We start from the raw sequence: 24,323 nt of genomic DNA on the forward strand, positions 1-24,323 counted from the left end.
TTCTACCAACTCCTTTTTGATTATTCACCTTTAAATGCTTTTTTTACCTTAGAGAAAAAACTGTCCTCTTCTTCTCCACGAGGAGTATCTCCAGATACTTCAGCAAATTCCTGTAATAGTTGTTTTTGTTTATCAGATAATTTTGTAGGTGTAATTAAACGAATGATTACATGCTGGTCACCTTGGCCATATCCACGTACATTTGGAATCCCTTTGCCTTTAAGGCGGAATTTTGTTCCAGTCTGTGTTCCCGCAGGTACTTTCAATTTCACTTTGCCATGAATAGTAGGTACTTCCACTTCATCACCTAGTGCAGCCTGAACAAAAGTAATCGGCATTTCACAGTATACATCTTCTCCATCACGCTCGAAGAAGTCATGTCTTCTTATGTGGAACACAACATATAAATCACCTGCTGGCCCGCCGTTTATACCAGGTTCTCCTTGCCCAGAGACTCTTAATTGTTGACCATCATCGATACCTGCTGGAATTTTAACACTAATTTTACGACGTTTTTTTACTTTTCCAGTTCCGCCACAAGTTGAACATTTATGCTTAATCTCTTTACCAGTTCCATTACAGTAATTACATGTTCTTCTATTCACAATACGACCAAATGGTGTATTTTGCTCCACATTCAATTGTCCAGTACCACTACAATGCTTACATGTAACTGGCTTAGTCCCTGGTTTTGCTCCCGTGCCATTACATGTTTCACAATTTTCTTCTCTTGGTATTTCAATTTCCGTTTCTTTCCCAAATGCTGCTTCTTCAAATGATAGTGTCATCGTATATTGTAAATCAGCCCCTTGACGCGGAGCATTCGGATCTCTTCTTCTTGATCCTCCACCACCAAAGAAAGTGCTGAAAATATCTTCAAAACCACCGAAACCACCGAAGTCTCCGCCGCCGCCGAAGCCTTGATTAGGATCTGTATGGCCAAACTGATCATAGTGCGCTCTTTTTTGATCGTCACTCAGTACTTCATAGGCCTCTTTCACTTCTTTAAACTTTTCATTCGCATCAGCTTCTTTATTGATATCTGGATGATACTTTTTTGAAAGCTTACGATACGCTTTTTTTATTTCATCCTTAGAAGCCCCTTTACTGACTCCAAGGACTTCATAGTAATCCCGTTTATCCATAATTGATTACCACTCCCCGATTCTTTTCACATAGATGCTATTGTATCATTTTGCTTTTCTAAAGTACAATAGTTTATTGCTATCTTTCCTAATTATCGCTAAAAAACTTCTGATTGAAAAGAAAAGTCAAAGTCAAGATAACCTGACTTTGACTTTTCGCTAAACGTAATTGATTTTATTGGTTTTATTTCTTTTATTTATCGTCTTTTACTTCTTCAAACTCTGCATCTACTACGTTGTCATCTTTATCGGATGCACCGCCGTCTGCACCTTGAGCCGCTTGTGCTGCTTGTGCTGCTTCTTCATATAATTTCATAGAAAGAGCTTGAACGATTTCTTGAAGAGCGTCTTTTTTCGCACGAATTTCTTCTAATTCGTTTTTCTCGATAGCCGCTTTTAAAGCATCTTTTGCTTCATTTGCTTTTGCAACTTCACTTTCGTCCACTTTACCTTCTAAGTCTTTTAATGTTTTTTCAGTAGTGAAAACTAATTGATCTGCTTCATTTCTTAGTTCCACTTCTTCTTTACGCTTTTTATCAGCTTCAGCATTTTCTTCTGCTTCTCTTACCATTTTATCGATTTCTTCATCTGATAAGCCTGTAGAAGATTTAATTGTAATTGTTTGTTCTTTATTTGTACCAAGATCCTTCGCACGAACATTTACGATACCATTTTTATCGATATCAAATGAAACTTCGATTTGCGGAATTCCACGTGGTGCTGGTGGAATATCAGCTAATTGGAAGCGGCCTAATGTTTTGTTATCCGCAGCCATTGGACGTTCCCCTTGAAGCACATGAATATCTACAGCTGTTTGGTTATCAGCAGCAGTTGAGAATACTTGTGATTTAGAAGTAGGGATGGTTGTATTACGTTCGATTAACTTTGTAAATACTCCACCCATTGTTTCAATTCCTAATGATAGTGGTGTTACGTCTAAAAGCACAACGTCTTTAACATCACCAGTAATAACGCCACCTTGGATAGCTGCACCCATTGCAACAACTTCATCAGGATTTACTCCTCTATGCGGCTCTTTACCGATTTCTTTTTTAATTGCTTCTTGAACAGCAGGGATACGAGTTGATCCACCTACAAGGATAACTTTGTCAATTTCAGATGCATTTAGACCAGCATCTTTAAGTGCTTGACGAGTTGGTCCCATTGTACGTTCTACTAATGAAGCAGAAATTTCTTCGAATTTAGCACGAGATAAAGTTACTTCTAAGTGAAGTGGTCCAGCTTCTCCAGCTGTGATAAATGGTAAAGAAATTTGTGTAGAAGCTACACCAGAAAGATCTTTTTTAGCCTTCTCTGCAGCATCTTTTAAACGTTGTAGAGCCATTTTATCTTTGCTTAAATCGATGCCATTTTCTTTTTTAAATTGGTCTACTAAATAATCGATAATTACTTGGTCAAAATCATCTCCACCAAGACGGTTATCACCAGCAGTAGATTTTACTTCAAATACGCCGTCTCCTAGTTCAAGGATAGATACGTCAAAAGTACCTCCACCTAGGTCATATACTAAGATAGTTTGATCTTCGTCTGTTTTATCTAAACCATATGCTAATGCTGCAGCTGTTGGTTCGTTAATAATACGTTCAACTTCTAAACCAGCAATTTTACCAGCATCTTTCGTAGCTTGGCGTTCTGCATCATTAAAGTATGCAGGCACTGTTATAACTGCTTTCGTTACTTTTTCTCCTAAGTATTCTTCTGCATAACCTTTTAGGTATTGAAGAATAATCGCAGAAACTTCTTGTGGAGAGTAGTTTTTGCCTTCTACTTCTACTTTATAATCCGTACCCATATGACGTTTAATAGACATAATAGTGTTTGGGTTTGTAATAGATTGACGTTTTGCAACTTCCCCTACTTGGCGTTCTCCATTTTTGAATGCTACTACAGATGGAGATGTTCTATTACCTTCTGGATTTGGGATAACTTTTGGTTCTCCACCTTCAAGTACAGCAACACAAGAGTTTGTTGTACCTAAATCAATTCCAATAATTTTACTCATGGAAATTTCCCTCCTATTTTTTAATATGTAACGCTTATTGGCTTACTTTCACCATTGCAGGTCTAATGACTCTGTCTTTAAGCTTATACCCTTTTTGGAACTCATCCACCACAATGTTTGAATCCGTTCCTTCTACTTCTTCTTGCATTACTGCTTGATGAAGATGTGGATCAAATTCTTTTCCAACTGCTTCGATAGCCTCTACACCTTCTTTTTTGAGAGCTTCAAGGATTCCGCGATAAACCATTTCAACACCTGTGTATAAACTTTGTGTTTGTTCATCTACTGCCTCAATTTTTAATGCTCTTTCCAAATTATCGATGCTTGGTAATAAGTCCATGACAAGACTTTGCGCTCTGTATGTTTGAGCCGCTTCCATATCGAGCCTTGATCTGCGGCGTGAATTATCAAAATCAGCCTGCAGGCGAAGATAGCGATTAGATTCTTCTTCTAATTTAGCTTCTAGCTCTGCAATTTTTTCATTAGCAGCCTTTAATTCTTCAGCTACATTTTCCTCATTGGAAGGAGACGCTTCTACCTCTTCGAAAACTTCTTCAACTGTTTCTTCGACTTTAACGTCTTCTTGTGCTGCTTGTTGTTCCATCTCTGCATTGTTCGTTGCTTTTTCTTCTGCCAACTTGTTCACCTCCCTTAAAGGATTAATTACATAAAACAGTGCAGATTGGCAAATAGAAATTCACCAATCTTAAATTTACTAACTTTAGTCCTTCATTACACACTTTTAAATATTCCACAGAAGTTACTTTTGATACAAATTAGTGAGTACTTTTGTCAGGTCATTCGATAATATATTTAATAAACTCACAACTCGTGAATATTCCATTCTTGTTGGGCCAAGAATGGCAATCGATCCAATTTGCTCATTCCCAATCCGATAAGAAGCAGAGATAATGCTGCAATTTTCCATTGCTGTATTATTATTTTCTCTTCCGATTTTAATACTAATATCGGATGAGTTATTACGAATGAGCTCAGGTATTCCATCCTCTTTTTCAATCATATTCAACAAATTTCTTATTTTCGTAATATCATGAAATTCAGGCTGTCTCAAAATATTTGTCTTGCCACCAAAAAATAACTTTTCATGGGTATCGATTTTCACAGTTTCGGAAAGAGAGTTGATAAAATACTCATAATTGCTAATATGCTGTTTTAATAAGGTAGCAACTTCCTTATAAATTTTATTATGAAGCTTATCAATCGGCACACCCGTTAACCGGTCATTTAAGATATTTACTAGTTTTTCTATTTCCCCTGCGTGAATAGAATCTGGCAAGTGAAACATTCTGTTTTCCACATGTCCTGAGTCTGTCACAATAATAGCAATGGCCGTATGGTTGTTTAAAGGAACAATTTGAATTTTCTTCAATTTATTTTCTTTAACGGCAGGCCCAAGGACAATAGTAGTATAATTTGTTAAATCAGACAATATTTTAGCAGATTTTTGCACAATATTTTCTAATTCGTATATTTTTTCTGCAAACAGTGAGTTAATTCTCAATATTTCTGAACGCTTTAATTTCTGTGGTGATAAAAGATGATCAACATAAAAACGATAACCCTTCTCTGAAGGAACGCGCCCAGAAGAAGAGTGGGTTTTTTCGATAAAACCAGATTCCTCTAAATCTGCCATCTCATTGCGAATGGTGGCGGAGCTAAATGTAATGTTTTCTTTCTTTGATAAGCTCCTTGAGCCTACTGGTTGTGCTGTTGAAATAAAATCATCAATAATCACCTGTAATATCAATAATTGACGATCAGTTAACACATTAATCACCTCTGTTAGCACTCTTTATTAACGAGTGCTAAATCTATATATAAAGTAGCAAAAACAAAGGGGCTGTGTCAATAATTTGAACCTTATTTCTATAAGAAATTTTTCCCTTCTCGCATACTACTTCCTGACAAACCAAGATTATGATTATTCAAGAACTCCAATAAAGGATTGAAACACTTCATTCCCTAAAAATCTGCCTTTATGTGTTAATTTTAAATAATCACTTTCCATTTCAATAAGCTCTCTGCTTATTAGTTCGTTTATTTCCTTGTCAAATAGCTCTAATACATTTTTATTATATTTTTGTTCAAATGAAGATAAACTTACTCCTTTATTTTCCCTTAAGCCAAGGAATAATTCCTCTTCCATTTGTTCTATAGCGGTTACCTTATGTTCATGCATGATCGGAAACTCACCTTGTTCTAAAGGCTGCATGTATTTCTTTAAAGGTCCATAATTAGAATAGCGATTCCCATGTACATAACCATGGGATCCAGCGCCAAACCCAAAGTACTCTTCATTATTCCAGTATGTGAGATTATGCCGACTTTCGAATCCAGGCTTCGCAAAATTACTAATTTCATATTGCTGAAAACCATGTCTTGCCATTTCTTCCATTAAGACGCTGTACATACCTGCTTCCACATCTTCTCCGGGTGTAGGTAGTTTCCCTTTTCTCATTAAGTTATAAAAGACCGTTTTAGGCTCTATAATTAGAGAATACCCTGAATAATGCTGAATATCTAATGTAAATGCTGTTTTTAATGTTTCTTGAAAATCTTCTAACGTTTGACCTGGTAAACTATAAATTAAGTCAACACTGATATTATTAAAACCAATTTTTTTAGCTGCTTCAATGGATGAAAACACATCTTCCGCTTTATGCGTTCTGCCAATTCTCTTTAGCAGCTCATTATTAAAAGATTGTACTCCAAAGCTAAGGCGGTTCACGCCTCCTTCATACAAAGCTTTTAATTTATCTTCTGTTAAATCACCAGGATTGGCTTCAAACGTATATTCTTGCTGTGGGTGAAGCTTAAGTTCTTTATTCACCATTCCACAAAGTCTTTCTAATTGGGATGCAGATAAACTTGTTGGTGTACCTCCTCCGACAAAAATCGTTGACAGTTCTTGTTGTCCATATTTTTCAATGGTTAGCTTCATTTCTTTCTCTAGAGAGTCTAAGTATTCATCAACTGGCTGTCCTTTTAAAAATACTTTATTAAAATCACAATAGTGACAAATATGTTCACAAAATGGAATATGGATATATGCTGCTTGTATCAATTTTTCACAACCTTTAAATTAATTAAACTATCTTAAACTAACAAGTTTTTTCCTACTTGTTTCAATTAAAATAAGAAAAGAGGTCGATACCTACCTGGCACCTACCCCTTTACTTATAGCAGTACATGTTGCGATTAGCAAGTTTCTTGCATAATGACCATGCAGTGCTTTTATTGTCATTTTTACTTTTTCGTATTATTGTCATCCATACGTAATACAGCCATAAACGCTTCTTGCGGTACTTCAACCGAACCAACTTGTTTCATTCGTTTTTTCCCTTCTTTTTGCTTCTCTAGCAATTTACGTTTACGAGAAATATCCCCACCATAACATTTAGCCAATACATTCTTGCGCATCGCCTTAATGGTAGAACGAGCAACAATCTTTTGCCCTATCGCAGCTTGGATCGGCACTTCAAATTGCTGACGCGGAATAAGCTCTTTTAATTTCTCTACAATAACTTTTCCTCTTTCATAAGCAAAATCCTTATGAACGATGAAGCTAAGTGCATCTACTTGTTCTGAATTTAACAGAATATCCATTTTCACCAACGTCGATGTTTTATAGCCAATAAGTTCATAATCAAATGACGCATATCCCCTTGTATTTGATTTTAATTGGTCAAAGAAATCATAAACAATCTCCGACAAAGGAATTTCATACGTAATTTTAACGCGAGTCTCATCCATATATTGCATATCGATGAAGACACCTCTCTTCTGCTGGCATAATTCCATAATTGCTCCAACATATTCATTCGGTGCCATCATCGTTGCTTTTACATATGGTTCTTCAATTCTGTCGATTTTTTGAGGATCTGGCATTGCTGATGGATTATCTACTTTTATTTCTGTTCCATCTGTCAAAATAACATCATAAATAACACTTGGAGCAGTAGTAATTAGGTCAATTTTAAATTCGCGCTCGATACGTTCTTGAATAATTTCCATATGAAGCAAACCAAGGAAACCACAACGAAAACCAAATCCTAATGCTTGAGATGTCTCTGGTTCAAATTGTAATGCAGAATCATTAAGCTCTAATTTTTCCAATGCTTCACGCAAATCATTAAATTTTGCACTATCTATTGGATATAAACCACAATAAACCATTGGATTTAGCTTACGATAGCCAGGCAGCGCTTCTGTTGCACCGTTCTTTGCATTAGTGATGGTATCACCTACTCGCGTATCGCCAACATTTTTAATTGCTGCAGTTAAAAAACCTACGTCTCCAACAGATAAATGATCAGTATTAACTGCTTTTGGTGTAAATACACCTACTTCAATAACCTCAAATTCTTTTCCTGTTGCCATCATTTTGATTTTATCACCAGGTTTAACTGTTCCATCCACTACACGTATATAAGTGACAACGCCACGATAAGCATCATATAAACTATCAAAAATAAGTGCCTTTAATGGTGCTTCTGGATCCCCTTGTGGTGCTGGAACCTTTTCTACGACTTGTTCTAGTATATCTTCTATCCCAATACCAGCCTTCGCAGAAGCCAGCACAGCTTCAGAAGCATCTAATCCTATAACATCTTCAATTTCATTTCTAACCCTTTCAGGATCAGCACTTGGCAGGTCAATTTTATTAATAACCGGAACAATTTCCAAATCATTATCAATCGCTAAATAAACATTAGCTAATGTTTGTGCTTCAATTCCTTGAGCGGCATCCACTACTAATACAGCTCCTTCACAAGCAGCCAAGCTTCGAGATACTTCATATGTAAAATCCACATGTCCCGGTGTGTCAATGAGATGTAGTGTATAAATTTCGCCATCTTTTGCTTGATATTTTAATTGGACGGAATTTAGTTTAATCGTAATTCCGCGTTCTCTTTCTAAATCCATTGAATCTAAAAGCTGATCTTTCATCTCACGTGCTGTAAGTGCATTTGTTTTTTCTAATATTCTATCAGCGAGAGTTGATTTCCCATGATCTATATGTGCAATAATAGAAAAATTTCTAATTTTTGATTGTCTCTTTAACATCTCTTCTCTGTTCATTTAGTTCACTCCTACAATAATCGCGCATGTACACTATTTTTGATTATAGCAGTGTGAAGAATAAGATTCAACGAAAAGTAAAATGATTTACTAAACAGTCTTTTATTTTTCTTTTTCTTCCATTATATCTGCAACAAGATTGACTCCTTTTTCTGCTACAGAAGATATCGTATCTGCTACTCCTTTTCCGATGCTAGACAATAAATTAAAAGCTTTCATTTCCTCTAATTGCTGTTTCTTTTCATCCAGATCGTGACTAGTGATATTTTGTCCAAGGACAGACGCTTCTAAATTTCCATCCTCTTTATTTATAGCTACAGCACTTTGGAATCCCTCATCTTCATATCCTTTCATTTTGTGAATCCTACTATTTGCTTGCTGCATACCAAATAATACACAAATAAACATCAACAAAACAATTCCGACAGCACTTAATGTATATAGTTTCAACTTGATCAATCTCCTTTAGTATCAGTACCAAGTTTGTATTTTCCAAATCTACCATCCCTAGTAACTCTATTGAAAATATATGAAGTAACTAGGAATGGTAGAACCCTTTTAGTAAATTTAGTGGGTATTATACCCTACATTCTCTTGATTTATCGCTGAATGAAGTGCGGCATTTAAACCATTTGCAAGCAAATTCGCCATATCTTCTATAAAAACATCGACCTCTTTAGGTGTGACCATTAAGTTATGACCAATTGGTGATAACACTTCATAGATTAACTTTCTCTTTTCTTCCTCAGGCAATGTTCCAACAATACCTAGAAATGTCTTACGATGCTGCTCTTCTGGTAAATCTTCATCCGTTAATTTTCTTTTTTCACCAAAGGTCAACCCAGCTGGAGCCAATGCTCTCGATGGTTTATTTCCTTCTTTTAACTCCTTACCAAAATGCTTTAATATATAATCAATTGTGTCACTTGTAATAGACACTGCATCTACGACAGTTGGAACACCGATAGCAATCACTGGTCTTCCTAACGTTTCTTTACTTAGTTCCTTCCGTTTATTTCCTACACCAGAACCAGGATGGATACCTGTATCGGAAACTTGAATCGTCGAATTCACACGATCAATGGAACGGGATGCAAGAGCATCAATAACAATTACAAAATCAGGATTTGTTTTCTCGACAACCCCTTTTATAATGTCACTTGTTTCAATTCCTGTTAATCCCATTACACCTGGGGCTAAGCTTGATACCGGTCGATAGCCCTCTTCTACACTTTCTGGCTGTAATTCATATAAATGTCTTGTTACAAGTATATTCTCACAAACCTGTGGCCCCAATGCGTCAGGTGTAACATTCCAGTTCCCTAGACCAACTAATAAACAAGATGCATCCTCTTTTATATCGCTCTGCTTTAAAAATTGAGAAAACTCTTTTGCAAATACTTGCTCTACTTTTTCTTGCAATTTCGTATCTTGCTGTCTAATACCTAACACTTCTATCGTTAAATATTTTCCTTGTTTTTTCCCGATTAGTTCTTCTCCCTTTTCGGTGACCTCCACATAGGACATCTTAATACCATTCTCTTCTTTCTCCTTGATGATTACCCCATCTAGATGTGACTGATCTTGTTCATTTTGAACAAGTCCTTGATTATGTAAAGCTAAATCTTTTGCTTCAATTGCCAAATCTGTTCGTACTGAATACATGCTTAAATCAAGTTTTTCCTCCATTGTTATCCCCTTCCAATCCAAAGAATCATTTTATTATTACTAGCATTGCCTTTCTCTCAAAAAAAATTCATATTGTGCAATTTGACTGGAGGTATTGCATTATTAGTCCTCGTTTGATAAAATATCACTTGTTCTTTAAGTTTTTTAGGAATGTATATATCGAGTTTAAATAATGAACTTGATGCTTCGTTTTAGGAGGTGAACGTAAATGCCAAATATTAAATCTGCTATTAAACGTGTGAAAACTAGTGAAGCTCGTAACGCTCAAAACACTACAGTTAAATCTGCAATGCGTACTGCTGTTAAAAAGACTGAAGCTGCTATTGCTCTTAATGATACAACTGCTGCAAATGAAAGTTTTGTAGAAGCTGCTAGTAAGTTAGACAAAGCTGCTGCTAAAGGTCTTATTCATAAAAATGCTGCTGCTCGTAAAAAATCTCGTTTAGCTAAAAGAAAAAATGCTTTAAACGCATAATGAGTAAAAAAGACTATCTTCCTGATAGTCTTTTTTTATTTATAAAGCTTGGGCAGAATTATACAGAGAAAAACCTGAACAATTCCATACAATTGTTCAGGTTAAAAAGTTTATCGTCACCACATTCAAGACACCTATAGGAACGCAGAGGCAGTCCGACCTCATTTAGATTAGATCGCCTTTATACTCCACGTCCTATTTGAAAGAGAATCATTTCTATGACCATGTTTTTAGGCATTGCTCCCGTTTTTAATTGATAGTCACCTTCTGCAAATAGACGGATACACTTTGTTAATTCCTCTTCTGTAAATCGATTAGCTTGTCCTGCTGCCAATTTAACTCGGAATGGATGAACTTTTAAAACACTAGCAATTTGCTGTTGTCCATATCCTTTTTGCGCAAGTCCTTTTACTTGATAAATTAAACGAAATTGATTCGTAATGATAGAAAGAATCTTTAATGGTTCTTCATTTTGTTTTAATAAATCATAATATATCCGCAAGGCTTCATCTATTTTTTTAGAGATCACTTTATCGACAAGGGAAAAAATATTTTGCTCAAGCGATTTGGCAACTAATTCTTCCACAATCTCTTTCGTAATTAACTTTGAATCTTGGACGTATAAAGCCATCTTATCAATTTCAGTTGTCAAAAGAGACAAATTAGTTCCAGCGAGACTTAAAATAGTGTCAAGTCCATCTTCATTTATCTCTACATGATTATATGCGGCACGTTGTTTTAACCATTTCTTTAGTTCTTGTTCATTTAATTTTTTCGCTTCTAAAATAGATGCAGCTGTTTTTAGTTGTTTGGTTATCTTCTTTCTCTCATCTAATTTTTCGTAACTTCCTATAAAAATCATAATTGTAAACGGAGATGGTTCTTTTAAATATTCCTCTAGTTTTTTTACATTATGTTCCACTTTGGACTTAGATTTTTCAGCAGTTAAGAAAAAAGGATTATTTAATACAACAACCTTTCTTTCGCCAAAAAAGGGGATTGTTTCCGCATCCTCTATCGCGACTTCTATTGGTGTTTCCTCCAAATCATATGTAGATAAATTAAAATCCTCATCTTCTTCGTTTAATAATGATTGCAATAATAAATATTTTGTTTCATTTATTAGAAAAGACTCAAGCCCATATAATAGATAGACAAAAGAAAAATCTCTATTCTTTATTTTTTTCCATAATTCTTCGATCATTTCTTCTCCCCATTCCCTAAAGAAACCATTGCTCCTTATTTTCCATACAAAACAATCCCTAATCAATTATTATATACGAAATTCCTAACAGTTGTCCTTCTTTTCGAAAATTTACATACAGAAAGAAGATCCTTTCGACATCATCTCTCTTGTTAACGAAATTCTTTCCTAAAGCTTTGGTATAAGCTCTAGGAAGATTTACTAGCAGCAATGAAATGATTATCTTAAGGACCTTCCTTCAATCTATAATGAACGTTACACATTAAGGCCTAGGATACTTAATGTGTAACGGTGCAATTATATTAATAGTGTACTCCAATGGCTAGATTCTATTTGTGTCAACTCTTGACAACAAAGGAAAATCAGTACGATTCATGTCCATATAGGTAAGTATTTTTTATTCCAATCGGATAGGTATTTAGATGACATTTTTCCATTATTATAGCCATTCACTATTGCTATATTCTATGGAATTCGCAATTCAAATGTGCCACCTTTTTCCGAAAAATAAAAAGAAATCCCCCCATTTTCATCTGTTCTGAATACTTTTACCTGATAATCCTCTAAAATAGTGAGCACATCCAGACTGGGATGATGATACCTATTATTTATCCCAACTGATATAACAGCAATTTTCGGTTTAAGCCGCTCCATAAATTCACTTGTTGAAGAAGTTTTACTACCATGATGTCCCACCTTTAAAACGTCTATTTCTCTTAAATCCGGATATTTGTTCATAAGTGCTAGTTCTCCTTCTTTTTCTAAATCTCCGGTAAATAGCCATGTAATGCCAGCGATCTTAGCAAAAAGGACAATCGAGCTATTATTTTTTGTTAAATTCTCCTTCTCTATTGGGGCCAAAACCATAAAAGACTCCTTCCCTGTACTCCACTTCTGTCCTGCTTGTATAAAACGAATGGGGATTTGTTTCTTTTCCACTAATTTTAATAAGTGTTCTTCTTCTATAGACCAATCTCCTTTCACATTGGGATACATTATTTCTTTTACATGTAATTGTTCGATAATAGCAGTACTTCCGCCTATATGGTCTAAATCACCATGGGTTAAAATTAATTTATCAATTGTACGAATCCCTTTACTTTTTAAAAAGGGGACAACTGTCTTGGCTCCCACTTCATATGGGTCTTTCCTTTTTTGCCAATCTTCTTTCGGGAAATTGACAGTACCACCGGTGTCTATTAAATAAGTTCCTTTATTAAATGGCAGCTGAATAAGAATGCTGTCCCCTTGCCCAACATCAATAAAAGTGATTTCTCCTTTTGACGGATAGACATTGTTTATAAATTGAACACTCATAAGCAAAAGTGGAAGACAATATAACCACCTTCTTAAGTTCTTCGCCAAATTCTCGTATAAATAAAAGAATATGGGCAGGCTGAGACTATAAGCGCATAAAAAAAATAAGGATGGCCTTCCCAATATAATGGTACTAAATGGAAAACTCGATAATTTCAACACCAGCTTATCAGATAACAGGATGATAAAATCTAATGGGAAAGAAAAAAAAGAAATAAATGGTGGAAATATAAAGGATAGGACATAGAGAACAAGTAAGTACGGCAAAATAATAACCGTATAAAAAGGGATAAAAATAAGATTTGCCAGTAAGGATAAGGTCGGAATTTCAAAAAAGTAGTATAGAATAACAGGGATAACAGCATATTCAGAAATAAATGTCAGGAAGAAATACATTTTAATGGTTGAGGAATGATATTCTTTAATAAGCGAGGATGATACAATGAGAAAAAAACAGACGATAAAAGATAATAAAAATCCAACGTTAAATAACATTCTTGGTTGAATCAATAAATATATGGTAAATACTATACTAATTATATCGATCATCGGCAAAGGAGAGGAAGTATAAAATTTATTAATGGCTAAGAGGATAAAAGCAGTAAATACAGCTCTAATTACGGATGGGCTGAGCCCGGTTAAAACTGCATATATTGGTAAAAGCAGCAGAAGAATAGTACTAGCCCTTTCTCTCGTTAAACCAACTCGTATTAGTAAAAAATAAACGATACCTATTAAAACGACGACATGGGAACCAGAAATAGCTAATAGATGAATAATGCCTATACGTTGAAACGCATTTTGCAAATCTTCCTCCATCATACTACGATCACCAAAAATTAAAGCTTCTGCAATTGGAATAGTTGTTTCTGAAAAATGATTTTCAATCCAAATGGTCCCTTTTTCTCTTAGCTGCTTTAATGATAGAATAATATTTCTTTCTGTCACACAGCTGCTTAAATCCAAATTTTCCACTGATACTAGCCAATAAATCGAAGTATTTTCCAGGTATTGCTGATAATTAAAGCCATTTTCATTTCGCTGTGAAGAGGGAAGTGATAAAGATCCCCTAATAGCGCACGTCTTTCCTATCACCCTCTTCGTTTTTAAAATAGCTTTTTCTGCTTTCGTTTCTATTTTGTAGGAAAGCAGCAGTTTTTCCTCTGTTCGTTTTTCCCTACCTACTACCCGCCACCTATCTCCATCTATCTCAGCTGGTTCTATAAAAGTAACGAAAAAAGAGGAAGTATCCTCCTTTATTTTCGAGCTATTCCCATGATAATCATAACTTCCTCGAACAACGAACAAAAAAAATGTACACAGCAGAAAAGCAGCTAATTTCCAACTTCCTTTCTTCATTAGAAGTAGCCATCCTATAAATAGAAAATAGAGGATATAGACCATTAACTGTTGTGTATAGGCACATAATAAGCCGAATAAAGCTGATACTGCGAAGTACAATAACTTTGTTTGAATCATAAATCGCTCCTAACGAGACAGCTGTAGACCGGCAGTAGAGAGGTTTTATTAAATAGACGTCTTTGTGGTTGGTATAATGGAGAATAATTCTGCCGCTCTTTTTTCCAAAGCCTCTATCTCTACAGAATCTGCATTATTTTCTTTTAATTGTTTTACAAGCGCTTCTACCAATGCCTTTTTCTCCTCTTTGTTCTCAAGCTCTTTTCTTTCCACCTGTACTGTTTCAATATTAGCCTGTTCAAACAACTCTAGCGCATATGGATGATTTTTATAATCCAATTCGTAATAAACTGTTTTAATACCTGCTTGTACAATTGCCTTACAGCATTGAAGACAAGGAAAATGAGTAACATATATATCCGCCCCAGCAGTTGGAACGCCAAATTTAGCACATTGTAAGATAGCATTCATTTCCGCATGGATTGTTCTCACACAATGGTTGTCAATTACATAGCAGCCTTCATCTATACAATGAACACCACCAGCTATACTGCCATTGTACCCCCCGGCAATTATCCGTTTATCTCGAACTATCGTTGCCCCTACTGCCAATCTTGTACATGTACTTCTTAAAGCCAGTAATTCGCTTTGTGCCATAAAATACTCATTCCATGAAATTCTTTCCACTTTCACTTTCACTCCCATAAATAAACCGAATTGAGAAAAACACTATTACTTTTCATTCCTCATTAAGTTTATCGAGAACTATGTCACCAGTCAATTACGAAAAGGATGCTCATGGCGCTTAAATCAATATATTGCTTTGAATATGTATCCCTAATCTACAAGAGATTTATTTTATCGAAATAAAGGATTCTAATTTTTCATATGTTTTCTCTCCAATTCCACTTATGTTTTTTAAATCCTCTTTTGTAGAAAACCCTCCATTCTGTTCACGATACTCCACAATGGCAGCTGCTTTAGATGGACCCACTCCTGGTAACTCAAGCAATTCTGTTTCACTTGCTTTATTAATATTTACTGTTCCTTCATTCGAAGGGACGGCAGTCTCGTTACCAACTGCATTCCCATTAGCTGCTTCCCCTTCTTCTCCTATATAAGGAACATAGATAATCATTTCATCTGTCACTTTCATTGCAAAATTCACTGCGTTTTTTTCACCATCTTTCAAAATTCCGCCTGCCTTTTCAATCATATCATTCACTCGTTCTCCGTCATTCGCTTCATACACACCTGGATTCTTAACCGCACCTTTTACATCTACCAGCATTACCGTAACAGGAGGGTCTTCCTCCGATGCTTCTTCTGGCTTCTCCTCTATGTTTCTTTCAGCAAACAAGTTTTCTTGGGGAATTTGTTCTTCTTCATTACTCGAGATAAAAATAGGGTAAAACCGATATAGCAATAAAAGTACGATACCACCTATACAAAAGAAAATCATTTTCTTATTTTTACGAAGCCAGTCCATGATAACTAATCATCCTTTCAGGTATATTTTGAAATGCTGCGACATATCGTTATATGAGAAAACGCTCAATATAAGGGGGGATGGAAGATTGAAAATTGGAATGATTGGTACAGGAAATATGGGGAAAATACTAATAGAATCAATGATTGACGGAAAAGCTGTTTCCCCCGAAGACTTATTTATTTTCAATCGAACAAGAAACAAAGCTTTAGAAATTAAGGAAGAGTATCCTACCATAAATATATGCGATAGTGACATGGAAATAGCAAAAAAAGCAGAGCTTATCTTTTTATGTGTAAAGCCACATGATATGTATGAGGTAGCCCATACTATTTCTCCCGTTTTAACAGAAGAAAAATGCGTTATTTCGATTACTAGTCCAATAAGCCCTGACCAGCTTGATTCTTTATTTAGGTGCTCTGTTGCTCGCATTATCCCAAGCATTACAAATAGAGCATTGGCAGGCGTTTCTTTGTTTTCCTTTGGAAGCAATTGTACGGAAGAGTGGAAAAAACACTTAGAAAGTTTGTATGAAAAATTTTCGTCACCATTAGAAATTGAAGATGACATTACGAGGGCTGCCTCTGATATAGTAAGTTGCGGACCAGCTTTTTTCAGCTATCTTACCCAAAGATTTATAGAAGGCGCAGTGGATGAAACAGAAATTGATACAGAAACGGCAACAAAATTAGCTAGTGAAATGCTTATTGGCTTAGGAGAATTATTAAAGAAGGGCTATTACACTTTACCTACATTACAGGAAAAGGTATGTGTAAAGGGCGGGATTACAGGCGAAGGGATAAATGTTTTGGAACGTCAATTAGGAGATACTTTTAATCAATTATTTCAAGCAACACAGGCAAAATATGAGGATGATAAACAATCCCTTAAAAATCTTGTCACAGGACATAAAAATATATAATGCTCCTCCTTACTTTCGACTCTATCCATTCGAATTCCTTCTCCCATTTCAATTTTTTCAAAAGAAATTGCAAAAGGCTGCTATCAGAATAGGAAAAAGGGAAATGATCCACCCAAGGACCATTTCCCTTTTTCACGTTATCGCCATAAAAAGACAATATGTAGGAAGGATGTTTCCAAGCATTTACTTGCAAAATACTAACCTGCTTCACAATGAGGAAACATCTCATTTTTTCTTACAATAAAAGAAAATTCGCTCTGCCTTTTCATCTAGTGTATCTTGAGAAAAATCTGCTGTAACTTTCAATAAAGTAAACCCTGTTTGTTCGAGCCATTTCGAATACTGTTCAACAGAATAAGTTCGTTGAAAATGGAGTTCATCATAACGACGATACAAACCTGAGGCTTCATCCAATTCAAAGAAACTTAAATCATGTTCGACGCTATTAGGATATTCTCCTTCATAGCATTGCCATATAAGGCTTAAATCCTCATCATTGACTGTATAGGTTTGATTGATAAATAATTGATTCATTTTATATAAGGAATGTACATCAAATATAAATAAGCCTTTTTCATCTAAATGGGCATAAACACTTTTAAAAGTGTTTATGACTTCTTCTTCCGTTCTTAAATAATTGATGGAATCACAGCAAATACAAATAAGATCGAAAACAGGTAAGCCCTCTAGCTGAGACATATCTTGTTCTATATAAAATACTGATTCTCCTGCTTCCATCGTCTTCGCTTGAGCAACACTCAGCATATCCTCCGATAAATCAACCCCAGTTACATTATAACCAGTCTGGGCCAGCCTAATCGATAACTCTCCTGTTCCACAGGCTAGGTCTAAAAGGTTTGCTCCATTAACTTTATAATCATCTGCTGCCTTTTTGATAAGCTGTATCCACTTTTCATAAGGTACATCATTCATTAAGCGATCATAAAGATAGGCAAACTGCTCATAACTCATTGACTGATCACACTTTCCACATTTTCCACTGGTGCATCTCCCCAAAGACGTTCTAAATTGTAATAGGTTCTTTCATCCCGGTGAAAGACATGGACAATAATATCTCCTAAATCAACTAAAATCCATTTTGCCTCATTATAACCTTCAAAACGTTTAACCGTAACTCCAAGTTCACCAGACTTTTCTTTAATTTCATTCGCAATAGCCTGTACTTGCTTGTCAGAATTACCATGACAGATTACGAAATAATCAGCAACAAGAGATATACCTTTCATATTTAGGGCAACAATATTCTCTGCTCTTTTGTCATCAGCTGCCTTTACAGCAGTCCATAATAAAGTACGTTCATCCATTCAATCAACCTCCATTTTTATACAAGAACTGTTATATGTTTCAAAGCTTAAAGGAAATACAGCTCGATTATTCCGAATAAGAAACATAATCGTGTTTTTCACCGCTTGCAAAAAAGCTCTCTCCAAACTCACTTCGGCCAATTCTCTTACTTCATCTACTCCTGGAAAAGCTCGGCCAGGTTCAATATAATCGGCTAAATAGACTATTTTTTCTAGCATACTCATTTCAGGTCTTCCTGATGTATGGTATCTAATAGCATCTAATATTTCTCTATCTTTTATTCCGACTTCTTTCTCAACTAAAAAGGCACCGACTGGAGCATGCCAAAGTTCAAAATGAAATAACAAAAGATTAGGATCCATATTTTGTTGTATGATAATCTTTTTCATTTCCTCCTTTGGGCGGAATTTTGCGTAATCGTGAAAAATCGCTGCTATTTCAGCCTTTTTAGCATCTCCACCATACTTATTCGCTAACTTAATTGCTGTTTCCATTACACCGATTGTATGAATATAACGCTTTTCCGTTATTTGTTCTTTTACTATTTGTAATGCTTCTTCACGATTCATATAGACGATTCTCCTCAATATATCTCTTTACTTCATCTCTGACTAAAAAGGAAATGGTTTCCCCTTCCTTAACTCTTTCACGAATTAAGCTCGAAGAAATATTTATATCAGGAACCTTTACATACTGCACTGGGTATTCCGTTTCTAGTTGATATTTTGGGCGGTTTACACTTATGAATTGTACGATTTCCATAAGTTCTTGAATTTTATACCATTTTGGCAAATATTCTACCATATCGGCTCCAATTATAAAATAAAAATCATTGTTTGGGTAAGCCTCATTTAAAAGCTTCATTGTATCATACGTATACGATTTTCCCTCTCTGTCTAATTCCATCGTTTCGATGCGAAAAGAGGAAGTAGATTCTATCGATAATTGTAACATTTCTACTCGTTGAGTATTTGTTACTGTCCCTGTTTTTATTTTATGTGGAGGTTCTTGATTTGGCATAAACCATATTTCATCTAATTTTTTTGCGTGCAGTACTTCATTTGCTATAATTAGATGCCCTATATGAGGAGGATCAAACGTCCCTCCCAATATTCCAACTTTTTTCAAAAAAATCGCCTCTTCTACCGACTTATGATGGTAAATTTATCGTTTTATTTTCTTTTGATTCTTTATATAATACAATTGTATTTCCTATAATTTGAACTAGCTCACTTTTTGTTCCGTTTACTAACTCACTTGCTACCGTATCTTTATCTTCATCACAGTTTTGCAAAATACTTATCTTTAATAGCTCTCTTACCTCTAAAGCTTCACTTATTTGTTTAATCATATTGTCATTAACGCCACCTTTTCCTACTTGGAATATAGGGCTTAAATGGTGTGCCTTTGCTCGTAAAAACCTTTTTTGTTTACCTCTTAACATGATGATCCTCCTAATTGTGTTAAAACATTTTGTCTCATTCTAGCTGTATCTGGGAAAATTCCTTGCCATTTCTCAAATGCTAAAGCTCCTTGATATACAAACATATCAATCCCATTTTGCGTTATAGCGCCCTTGGCTTTTGCATCTTTTAATATTTTTGTTTCTAATGGATTATAGATAATATCACTAACGAATGTGCCCTTCTTCAAATTGCTTACTTGAATAGGCGAAGCATCTATCTTTGGTGACATTCCAATGGAAGTTGTTTGGATGATAAGTTCATATTCCTCAAGATTTTTTTCCACTGAAGCAACTTCCAGTATATTAGTTACGACTGGAAAAGGACAGGCTTCTTTCAGCCTTTCTGCATTTGAAAGCGTACGATTACAAATATCTATTTGGTGTACTCCATAATTAGCTAATGAAAAATAGATCGCTCTTGCGGCACCACCACTACCAATAATCAATGTTTTTTTCTGCTTCAAGTCGGTAAGCTGGTCTAATAGACTTCTTAAATACCCATCTCCATCCGTATTATACCCAACCCACTTTCCATTTTTACAAACCACCGTATTAACAGCGCCAATTGCTTCACTCAATGGGTCTAGTTCGTCCAAAAAGGGAATGATTGCTTGTTTATGGGGGACGGTCACATTAAAGCCATCTATATTACTATCCCTCAAACTTTTTAGTCCCATTTCGAGCATCTCTGTTTTAATATGCATTTTTTTCATTTCAGCATCGAAACCATAGAAATGAAAAAGGTCATTATGCATAACAGGTGACATCGAATGTTGAATTGGATCACCAATTACTGCATAGTTCTTCATAAATAGCCGCTCTCCTTTTCCCCTTGCTTTATTGCAAAACAGATTATATTAATGATTTACGCAACAAGGCATGTACCCCTTTAGGCACATAAACAGAAACTTGAATATTTGGTTCATTTATCGTTATCCAGCCTAATCCGGAAAACACAATATCTGTTTTTGGTTCTTTTATAGAAAAATCATGCCTTACCAACTCAGGAAAAGCATCCAAATGCTCTCTTTTAGGAGGTGTCAATAATTCACCCGCATGTTTTTTATACAGCTCGTCTGCTTTTTCCAACTTCGTCCGATGGATTGTTATTTCATTAGAGAAATAGCATACAAAGCTACTGCGCTCGCCTTTTACAAAATCAAATCGAGCCAGGCCGCCAAAGAATAACGTTTGTTGATCGTTTAATTGAAAAATTCTTGATTTTATTTCTTTTTTTGGCGTAATAATTTTTAAATCCTTTTTATCTACAAAATGAGCCATTTGATGGTGATTAATAATTCCAGGAGTATCCACTAGATATTTACCATCCGACAATGGAATTTCAATAATGTCTAGCGTTGTACCAGGAAAATGTGATGTAGTAATTACATTTTCTTCTCCAGATACCTCTTTTAGAATTCGGTTAATAAAAGTAGATTTTCCTACGTTTGTGCAGCCCACTACATAAACATCTTTTCCGTTGCGATGATATTCAATAGCATCCAGTACTTCTTTAATATTCTTTCCTTTTTCTGCACTGACAAGGTATACATCCTCTGGTCTTAATCCTAAATCCTTCGCTTCTTTTTTCATCCAATTGATAACCTTCTGGTGTTTCACTGATTTTGGTAAAAGATCAACTTTATTTCCTATTAGTATTACTTTATTGTTCCCAGTAAAACGATGAAGGCCAGGTAGCCAGCTTCCATTGAAATCAAAAATATCTACTATTTTTACAATTAAGCTGTCACTTTTCCCTATTTCATTTAGAATCTTTAAAAAATCATCATCTGTTAAAGAAACATCTTGTACTTCGTTATAATGCTTTAAACGGAAACATCTTTGACAAATAACCTCATCTTTTTCTAATGAAGAAGAAGGTGCATAGCCTAATTCATTCTTGTTCTCTGTCTGAATAACTACTCCACAGCCGATACAATGTATTCTTTCTGTCACGTATTAATCCTCCCAAGTTAATTTTCCGTTTCTACGAAACCAATTTAAAATTCTTCTTTCGATTCTACGATTAATTCTGGTCATAAACCCATCTGTTTGCGCAACAGGCACGACTAAAATGGTATGAAACCCACTACGATTCCCACCTAGAACATCTGTTAATAATTGGTCCCCAATTACAACTGCTTCTTCTTTTTTTATATTCATTTGCATGATAGCTTTTTTAAAAGCACGGCCAAGCGGCTTTCTAGCAGCAAAAATAAAAGGAATATGCAACGGGTCAGAAAATGACTTTACTCTTGCTTCTTTATTATTGGAAACAATTGTGACTTTAATGTCATTTCTCTTCATTTCTGCAAACCATTCAATTATTTGTGGAGTCGCAAGCGGGCGATCCCATTCTACTAACGTATTATCTAAGTCTGTTATGATGCCTTTTATTCCTTTTTTCTTTAAATCATCTGGGGAAATTTCAAATATATTTTTAACAAACTGATTTGGCAAAAATTGATTTAACACTAAAAAACACCTCTTAACTCTTTCATTTCTATAGTTTAACCAGTATGTCTTCCTATTGTTATGGTAACCATTTTTGCGATAGAAGAAAATAATATTATACCGTTTTTCTTCTTAAAGAAGATACCATATTCTTGCTTTTTTTAATAATAGCAAAATAATTTTCGACAAAATACGCATTTTTCAACATATGTGGATAACATTATACACATAATACCCATTGATTTACATATAGTCCACATAGTTCTCAACAAAATAATCACAGGTTATCCACTGAGCGCTGTGGATAAACGAACAGTTGTTCTCTATGTTTATTTTTGTTAAAGTAAGGATACAATATAATATCCAAAAAACTTCCAAGATTAATTTACTAAAAAAGAAGATTAAAAGTGTTTTCTACATAGCAAATTTTTTACATAGACAAGCTCGTTTTCTGATAAACATTGTCGATTGATCCATCTTGTATGCACTTTTTAATCAGCAAATTTTTTTAAAACCATATTTCAACACTGAAAACAACAACATTTATATATGTTTTCTATGAAAATCTTCTCATTATATTCGAATGGAGGTGTTTCTGGCATGCGAAAACTGTCAGATGAATTATTGATTGAGTCCTATCATAAAGCAAGGGAATTAAATTTAAGCCCTGAATTTATTCGTCTCATCGAAACAGAGATTCACCGACGTTCTTTAAGCAACAAGATAAAAGTCTCCTCTTAAACCAATACAGTAACAATTATACATTCCATTTGAAAACAGCCTTAAAAAGGCTGTTTTTCTTTTAAACTATTAAATTTGTATCATTACACTTTGCGAAGCTCTCCAATAACCTCTCCTATTTTAACCGGATATGGAATGGAATGAAAGCCTTTCTGTTTAAATGTATTTTTTTCAAATAGCAACACAACAGTTGAGCCAAATGAAAAATAGGCAATTTCCTCTCCTTGAACTACGCGGTCTTTCTTATGATTTAGGACGATAGAGTTAATAAACATGGCACCAACCTTCACAATACAGATCCCGTTTCCTTCCTCTGTCTTTAATTCCGTTATAGAACGATAATTTTTGGAGAGGGTAGATTTGCCCCACTTTAAACCATATTTATTAACAGGATACGATTTATTTCCAAGTGTCCAACGATTTGTTACGGTACCTGTGGCAGGACAATGAATACGATGATAATGACTTGGGCTTAAATAAAATATTAAATAAGTTCCACCAATATACTTATCCACTGTCTTTTCATCACCAAGCATTTCATGAATAGAATACGTTTTTCCTTTAACTAAAATAGAGCAATCTTCTCTTACTTCTCCAATATCCTCAATCACAGCATCAACAGGACTAATTATTTCTCCATGATCAGCATGAATATTTCGGCAGTTAGCTTTTAATTTTCTAATAAAAAATTCATGCAAGGATCCGTATTCCTTTAGTTGTTTGTCCATTTCCTCTATATTTATTTTATAAACTTTTGCAAAGGAAGGAATTATATATCGGCTCCATCTAGAATAAGCAAATTTCTTAATCAAATAGGAACTCCATCTTCCATTTGTCAGTTCAATACAAAATCGATAAATTGTTTCTTTCAATGAAGCAATCCTCCAATAAATAAAAATTTTTCTTTACGAATAATCATATACTAATTAGAATTATATATGATTATATAAAAAAATAGTTGTATGAAATGCAAATCATTTCATACTAGGAGTGAATCTAATGTTTTTACATGGAGTTTTAGAACAAACCATCAAGAAAATTAAAACTCAACTCGCTAATGTGTTAACTTTAACAAATATTTCATTAGGTGCTTTTGCAATTATCTATAGTTTAAAGGGACATCTCCAATTAAGTCTACTGCTTATTTTTATCGCTGCATTAGCAGATAGACTGGATGGAATGACTGCCAGAAAATTCAATATCGAATCAGAGCTTGGCAAACAGCTTGATTCTATGAGTGATATCATTTCATTTGGGGTAGCACCGGCATTATTAGTGTACCAAGGTATTTTATTTGAGTTGGGAGCACCAGGATCTTTCTTTACAGTCCTTTATATTGTGTGTGGCGCTTTTCGATTAGCTCGATTTAACATTACGGAAAGTCATGGTTTTTTTACAGGCCTGCCGATAACTGCAGCTGGATGTATTTTAACCTTTAGCTGTCTATTTTTCACTTTTATACCGAGCCATATTTATTTATTTCTTATGCTTATTCTTTCCATTCTGATGATTGGAAGTTTCAAATGGAGAAAAATCTAAGCATTTACTAAA

At 34.9% G+C, this 24,323-nt stretch carries 24 protein-coding genes and 1 pseudogene; 4 read left to right on the forward strand and 21 right to left on the reverse strand.

Annotated features, from left to right (window positions below; all coding sequences use genetic code 11):
* Positions 1–20 precede the first annotated feature (20 nt).
* From dnaJ to gpr, 8 genes are all read right to left on the reverse strand, one after another.
* Entirely contained in the window at positions 21–1,145 is a 1,125-nt protein-coding gene (gene dnaJ / locus NSQ89_RS13525; protein WP_047941309.1) for a molecular chaperone DnaJ, read from the reverse strand.
* Positions 1,146–1,338: 193 nt separating this feature from the next.
* Positions 1,339–3,168: a molecular chaperone DnaK gene (dnaK, locus tag NSQ89_RS13530; RefSeq protein WP_047941310.1), complete on the reverse strand. Its 1,830-nt coding sequence runs from the start codon at positions 3,166–3,168 to the stop codon at positions 1,339–1,341.
* 34 nt (positions 3,169–3,202) lie between these two features.
* Complete coding sequence (gene grpE, locus NSQ89_RS13535; RefSeq protein WP_172865805.1) at positions 3,203–3,805, reverse strand: nucleotide exchange factor GrpE; 603 nt, start codon at positions 3,803–3,805, stop codon at positions 3,203–3,205.
* 123 nt (positions 3,806–3,928) lie between these two features.
* Positions 3,929–4,957, reverse strand: coding sequence for a heat-inducible transcriptional repressor HrcA (gene hrcA, locus NSQ89_RS13540; protein ID WP_047941311.1), 1,029 nt, complete (start codon positions 4,955–4,957; stop codon positions 3,929–3,931).
* A 153-nt stretch (positions 4,958–5,110) separates the two neighbouring features.
* Entirely contained in the window at positions 5,111–6,253 is a 1,143-nt protein-coding gene (hemW, locus tag NSQ89_RS13545) for a radical SAM family heme chaperone HemW (protein ID WP_095322352.1), read from the reverse strand.
* Between the two features lie 182 nt (positions 6,254–6,435).
* On the reverse strand, positions 6,436–8,271 hold the full coding sequence (gene lepA / locus NSQ89_RS13550) for a translation elongation factor 4 (RefSeq protein WP_095258987.1): 1,836 nt from the start codon (positions 8,269–8,271) through the stop codon (positions 6,436–6,438).
* Positions 8,272–8,373: 102 nt separating this feature from the next.
* Entirely contained in the window at positions 8,374–8,721 is a 348-nt protein-coding gene (locus tag NSQ89_RS13555; RefSeq protein ID WP_328283461.1) for a DUF3679 domain-containing protein, read from the reverse strand.
* Positions 8,722–8,838: 117 nt separating this feature from the next.
* Positions 8,839–9,960 (reverse strand): GPR endopeptidase, encoded by a 1,122-nt coding sequence (gene gpr / locus NSQ89_RS13560; protein WP_047941315.1) that lies wholly within the window; start codon positions 9,958–9,960, stop codon positions 8,839–8,841.
* 208 nt (positions 9,961–10,168) lie between these two features.
* On the opposite strand from gpr, the gene rpsT reads away from it, so the two are divergent.
* On the forward strand, positions 10,169–10,435 hold the full coding sequence (gene rpsT, locus NSQ89_RS13565) for a 30S ribosomal protein S20 (RefSeq protein ID WP_016202952.1): 267 nt from the start codon (positions 10,169–10,171) through the stop codon (positions 10,433–10,435).
* A 181-nt stretch (positions 10,436–10,616) separates the two neighbouring features.
* Here rpsT and holA read toward each other — a convergent pair whose 3' ends face one another.
* The 4 genes from holA to NSQ89_RS13585 all read right to left on the reverse strand — a co-directional run bounded on the left by holA (position 10,617) and on the right by NSQ89_RS13585 (position 15,864).
* Complete coding sequence (gene holA, locus NSQ89_RS13570) at positions 10,617–11,639, reverse strand: DNA polymerase III subunit delta (protein WP_095258989.1); 1,023 nt, start codon at positions 11,637–11,639, stop codon at positions 10,617–10,619.
* A 465-nt stretch (positions 11,640–12,104) separates the two neighbouring features.
* The gene (locus NSQ89_RS13575; RefSeq protein WP_341132774.1) at positions 12,105–14,435 is read right to left on the reverse strand and encodes a DNA internalization-related competence protein ComEC/Rec2; all 2,331 of its coding nucleotides are present in this window, start codon (positions 14,433–14,435) and stop codon (positions 12,105–12,107) included.
* 48 nt (positions 14,436–14,483) lie between these two features.
* Complete coding sequence (locus NSQ89_RS13580; RefSeq protein ID WP_047941317.1) at positions 14,484–15,062, reverse strand: ComE operon protein 2; 579 nt, start codon at positions 15,060–15,062, stop codon at positions 14,484–14,486.
* 166 nt (positions 15,063–15,228) lie between these two features.
* Positions 15,229–15,864 carry a helix-hairpin-helix domain-containing protein gene (locus NSQ89_RS13585; protein ID WP_047941318.1) on the reverse strand — a complete coding sequence of 212 codons (636 nt, stop codon included), beginning with the start codon at positions 15,862–15,864 and terminating at the stop codon, positions 15,229–15,231.
* An 88-nt stretch (positions 15,865–15,952) separates the two neighbouring features.
* Here NSQ89_RS13585 and comER point away from each other — a divergent pair, with 88 nt between their 5' ends.
* Positions 15,953–16,786, forward strand: coding sequence for a late competence protein ComER (gene comER, locus NSQ89_RS13590; RefSeq protein ID WP_095258992.1), 834 nt, complete (start codon positions 15,953–15,955; stop codon positions 16,784–16,786).
* A gap of 225 nt (positions 16,787–17,011) precedes the next feature.
* Here comER and NSQ89_RS13595 read toward each other — a convergent pair whose 3' ends face one another.
* The 8 genes and pseudogenes from NSQ89_RS13595 to NSQ89_RS13630 form a co-directional block, all read right to left on the reverse strand.
* A complete protein-coding gene (locus tag NSQ89_RS13595; protein WP_047941321.1) occupies positions 17,012–17,758 on the reverse strand; it encodes a class I SAM-dependent DNA methyltransferase in 747 nt (248 codons plus the stop codon).
* Positions 17,755–18,111, reverse strand: coding sequence for a ribosome silencing factor (gene rsfS / locus NSQ89_RS13600; protein WP_047941322.1), 357 nt, complete (start codon positions 18,109–18,111; stop codon positions 17,755–17,757). The genes NSQ89_RS13595 and rsfS overlap by 4 nt, the downstream gene beginning before the upstream one ends.
* A complete protein-coding gene (gene yqeK, locus NSQ89_RS13605; protein WP_341132775.1) occupies positions 18,112–18,681 on the reverse strand; it encodes a bis(5'-nucleosyl)-tetraphosphatase (symmetrical) YqeK in 570 nt (189 codons plus the stop codon). It lies immediately after the preceding gene.
* Positions 18,671–19,240 carry a nicotinate-nucleotide adenylyltransferase gene (locus NSQ89_RS13610; RefSeq protein WP_047941324.1) on the reverse strand — a complete coding sequence of 190 codons (570 nt, stop codon included), beginning with the start codon at positions 19,238–19,240 and terminating at the stop codon, positions 18,671–18,673. Before NSQ89_RS13610 ends, yqeK begins: the two co-directional genes overlap by 11 nt.
* 22 nt (positions 19,241–19,262) lie before the next feature.
* A complete protein-coding gene (gene yhbY / locus NSQ89_RS13615; protein ID WP_016202941.1) occupies positions 19,263–19,556 on the reverse strand; it encodes a ribosome assembly RNA-binding protein YhbY in 294 nt (97 codons plus the stop codon).
* Positions 19,550–20,386 (reverse strand): shikimate dehydrogenase, encoded by an 837-nt coding sequence (gene aroE / locus NSQ89_RS13620; protein WP_047941325.1) that lies wholly within the window; start codon positions 20,384–20,386, stop codon positions 19,550–19,552. The genes yhbY and aroE overlap by 7 nt, the downstream gene beginning before the upstream one ends.
* A gap of 43 nt (positions 20,387–20,429) precedes the next feature.
* Positions 20,430–21,533 carry a ribosome biogenesis GTPase YqeH gene (gene yqeH / locus NSQ89_RS13625; RefSeq protein WP_095258995.1) on the reverse strand — a complete coding sequence of 368 codons (1,104 nt, stop codon included), beginning with the start codon at positions 21,531–21,533 and terminating at the stop codon, positions 20,430–20,432.
* Positions 21,534–21,536: 3 nt separating this feature from the next.
* Positions 21,537–22,076 (reverse strand): annotated as a pseudogene (locus NSQ89_RS13630) (YqeG family HAD IIIA-type phosphatase); the annotation flags it as partial.
* Between the two features lie 555 nt (positions 22,077–22,631).
* On the opposite strand from NSQ89_RS13630, the gene NSQ89_RS13635 reads away from it, so the two are divergent.
* The gene (locus NSQ89_RS13635) at positions 22,632–22,772 is read left to right on the forward strand and encodes a sporulation histidine kinase inhibitor Sda (protein ID WP_016202937.1); all 141 of its coding nucleotides are present in this window, start codon (positions 22,632–22,634) and stop codon (positions 22,770–22,772) included.
* An 83-nt stretch (positions 22,773–22,855) separates the two neighbouring features.
* On the opposite strand, the gene NSQ89_RS13640 is transcribed toward NSQ89_RS13635, so the two are convergent.
* Entirely contained in the window at positions 22,856–23,644 is a 789-nt protein-coding gene (locus tag NSQ89_RS13640) for a phosphatidylserine decarboxylase (protein ID WP_341132776.1), read from the reverse strand.
* 127 nt (positions 23,645–23,771) lie between these two features.
* Here NSQ89_RS13640 and pssA point away from each other — a divergent pair, with 127 nt between their 5' ends.
* Complete coding sequence (pssA, locus tag NSQ89_RS13645) at positions 23,772–24,311, forward strand: CDP-diacylglycerol--serine O-phosphatidyltransferase (RefSeq protein WP_047941329.1); 540 nt, start codon at positions 23,772–23,774, stop codon at positions 24,309–24,311.
* The last annotated feature ends 12 nt before the right edge of the window (positions 24,312–24,323 follow it).

It is taken from the genome of Niallia sp. FSL R7-0648, from assembly GCF_038007005.1.
Classification (GTDB): domain Bacteria; phylum Bacillota; class Bacilli; order Bacillales; family Cytobacillaceae; genus Niallia; species Niallia circulans.

Coding starts and splice junctions, on each gene's coding strand:
- aroE (WP_047941325.1), bottom strand. CDS start 20,386: ATGAAGAACTATGCAGTAATTGGTGATCCAATTCAACATTCGATGTCA.
- NSQ89_RS13585 (WP_047941318.1), bottom strand. CDS start 15,864: ATGGACTGGCTTCGTAAAAATAAGAAAATGATTTTCTTTTGTATAGGT.
- dnaK (WP_047941310.1), bottom strand. CDS start 3,168: ATGAGTAAAATTATTGGAATTGATTTAGGTACAACAAACTCTTGTGTT.
- yqeK (WP_341132775.1), bottom strand. CDS start 18,681: ATGAATCGTGAAGAAGCATTACAAATAGTAAAAGAACAAATAACGGAA.
- NSQ89_RS13595 (WP_047941321.1), bottom strand. CDS start 17,758: ATGAGTTATGAGCAGTTTGCCTATCTTTATGATCGCTTAATGAATGAT.
- yhbY (WP_016202941.1), bottom strand. CDS start 19,556: ATGTTAAGAGGTAAACAAAAAAGGTTTTTACGAGCAAAGGCACACCAT.
- NSQ89_RS13635 (WP_016202937.1), top strand. CDS start 22,632: ATGCGAAAACTGTCAGATGAATTATTGATTGAGTCCTATCATAAAGCA.
- NSQ89_RS13575 (WP_341132774.1), bottom strand. CDS start 14,435: ATGATTCAAACAAAGTTATTGTACTTCGCAGTATCAGCTTTATTCGGC.
- gpr (WP_047941315.1), bottom strand. CDS start 9,960: ATGGAGGAAAAACTTGATTTAAGCATGTATTCAGTACGAACAGATTTG.
- pssA (WP_047941329.1), top strand. CDS start 23,772: ATGTTTTTACATGGAGTTTTAGAACAAACCATCAAGAAAATTAAAACT.
- rsfS (WP_047941322.1), bottom strand. CDS start 18,111: ATGGATGAACGTACTTTATTATGGACTGCTGTAAAGGCAGCTGATGAC.
- rpsT (WP_016202952.1), top strand. CDS start 10,169: ATGCCAAATATTAAATCTGCTATTAAACGTGTGAAAACTAGTGAAGCT.
- lepA (WP_095258987.1), bottom strand. CDS start 8,271: ATGAACAGAGAAGAGATGTTAAAGAGACAATCAAAAATTAGAAATTTT.
- holA (WP_095258989.1), bottom strand. CDS start 11,639: ATGATCGAAGAATTATGGAAAAAAATAAAGAATAGAGATTTTTCTTTT.
- dnaJ (WP_047941309.1), bottom strand. CDS start 1,145: ATGGATAAACGGGATTACTATGAAGTCCTTGGAGTCAGTAAAGGGGCT.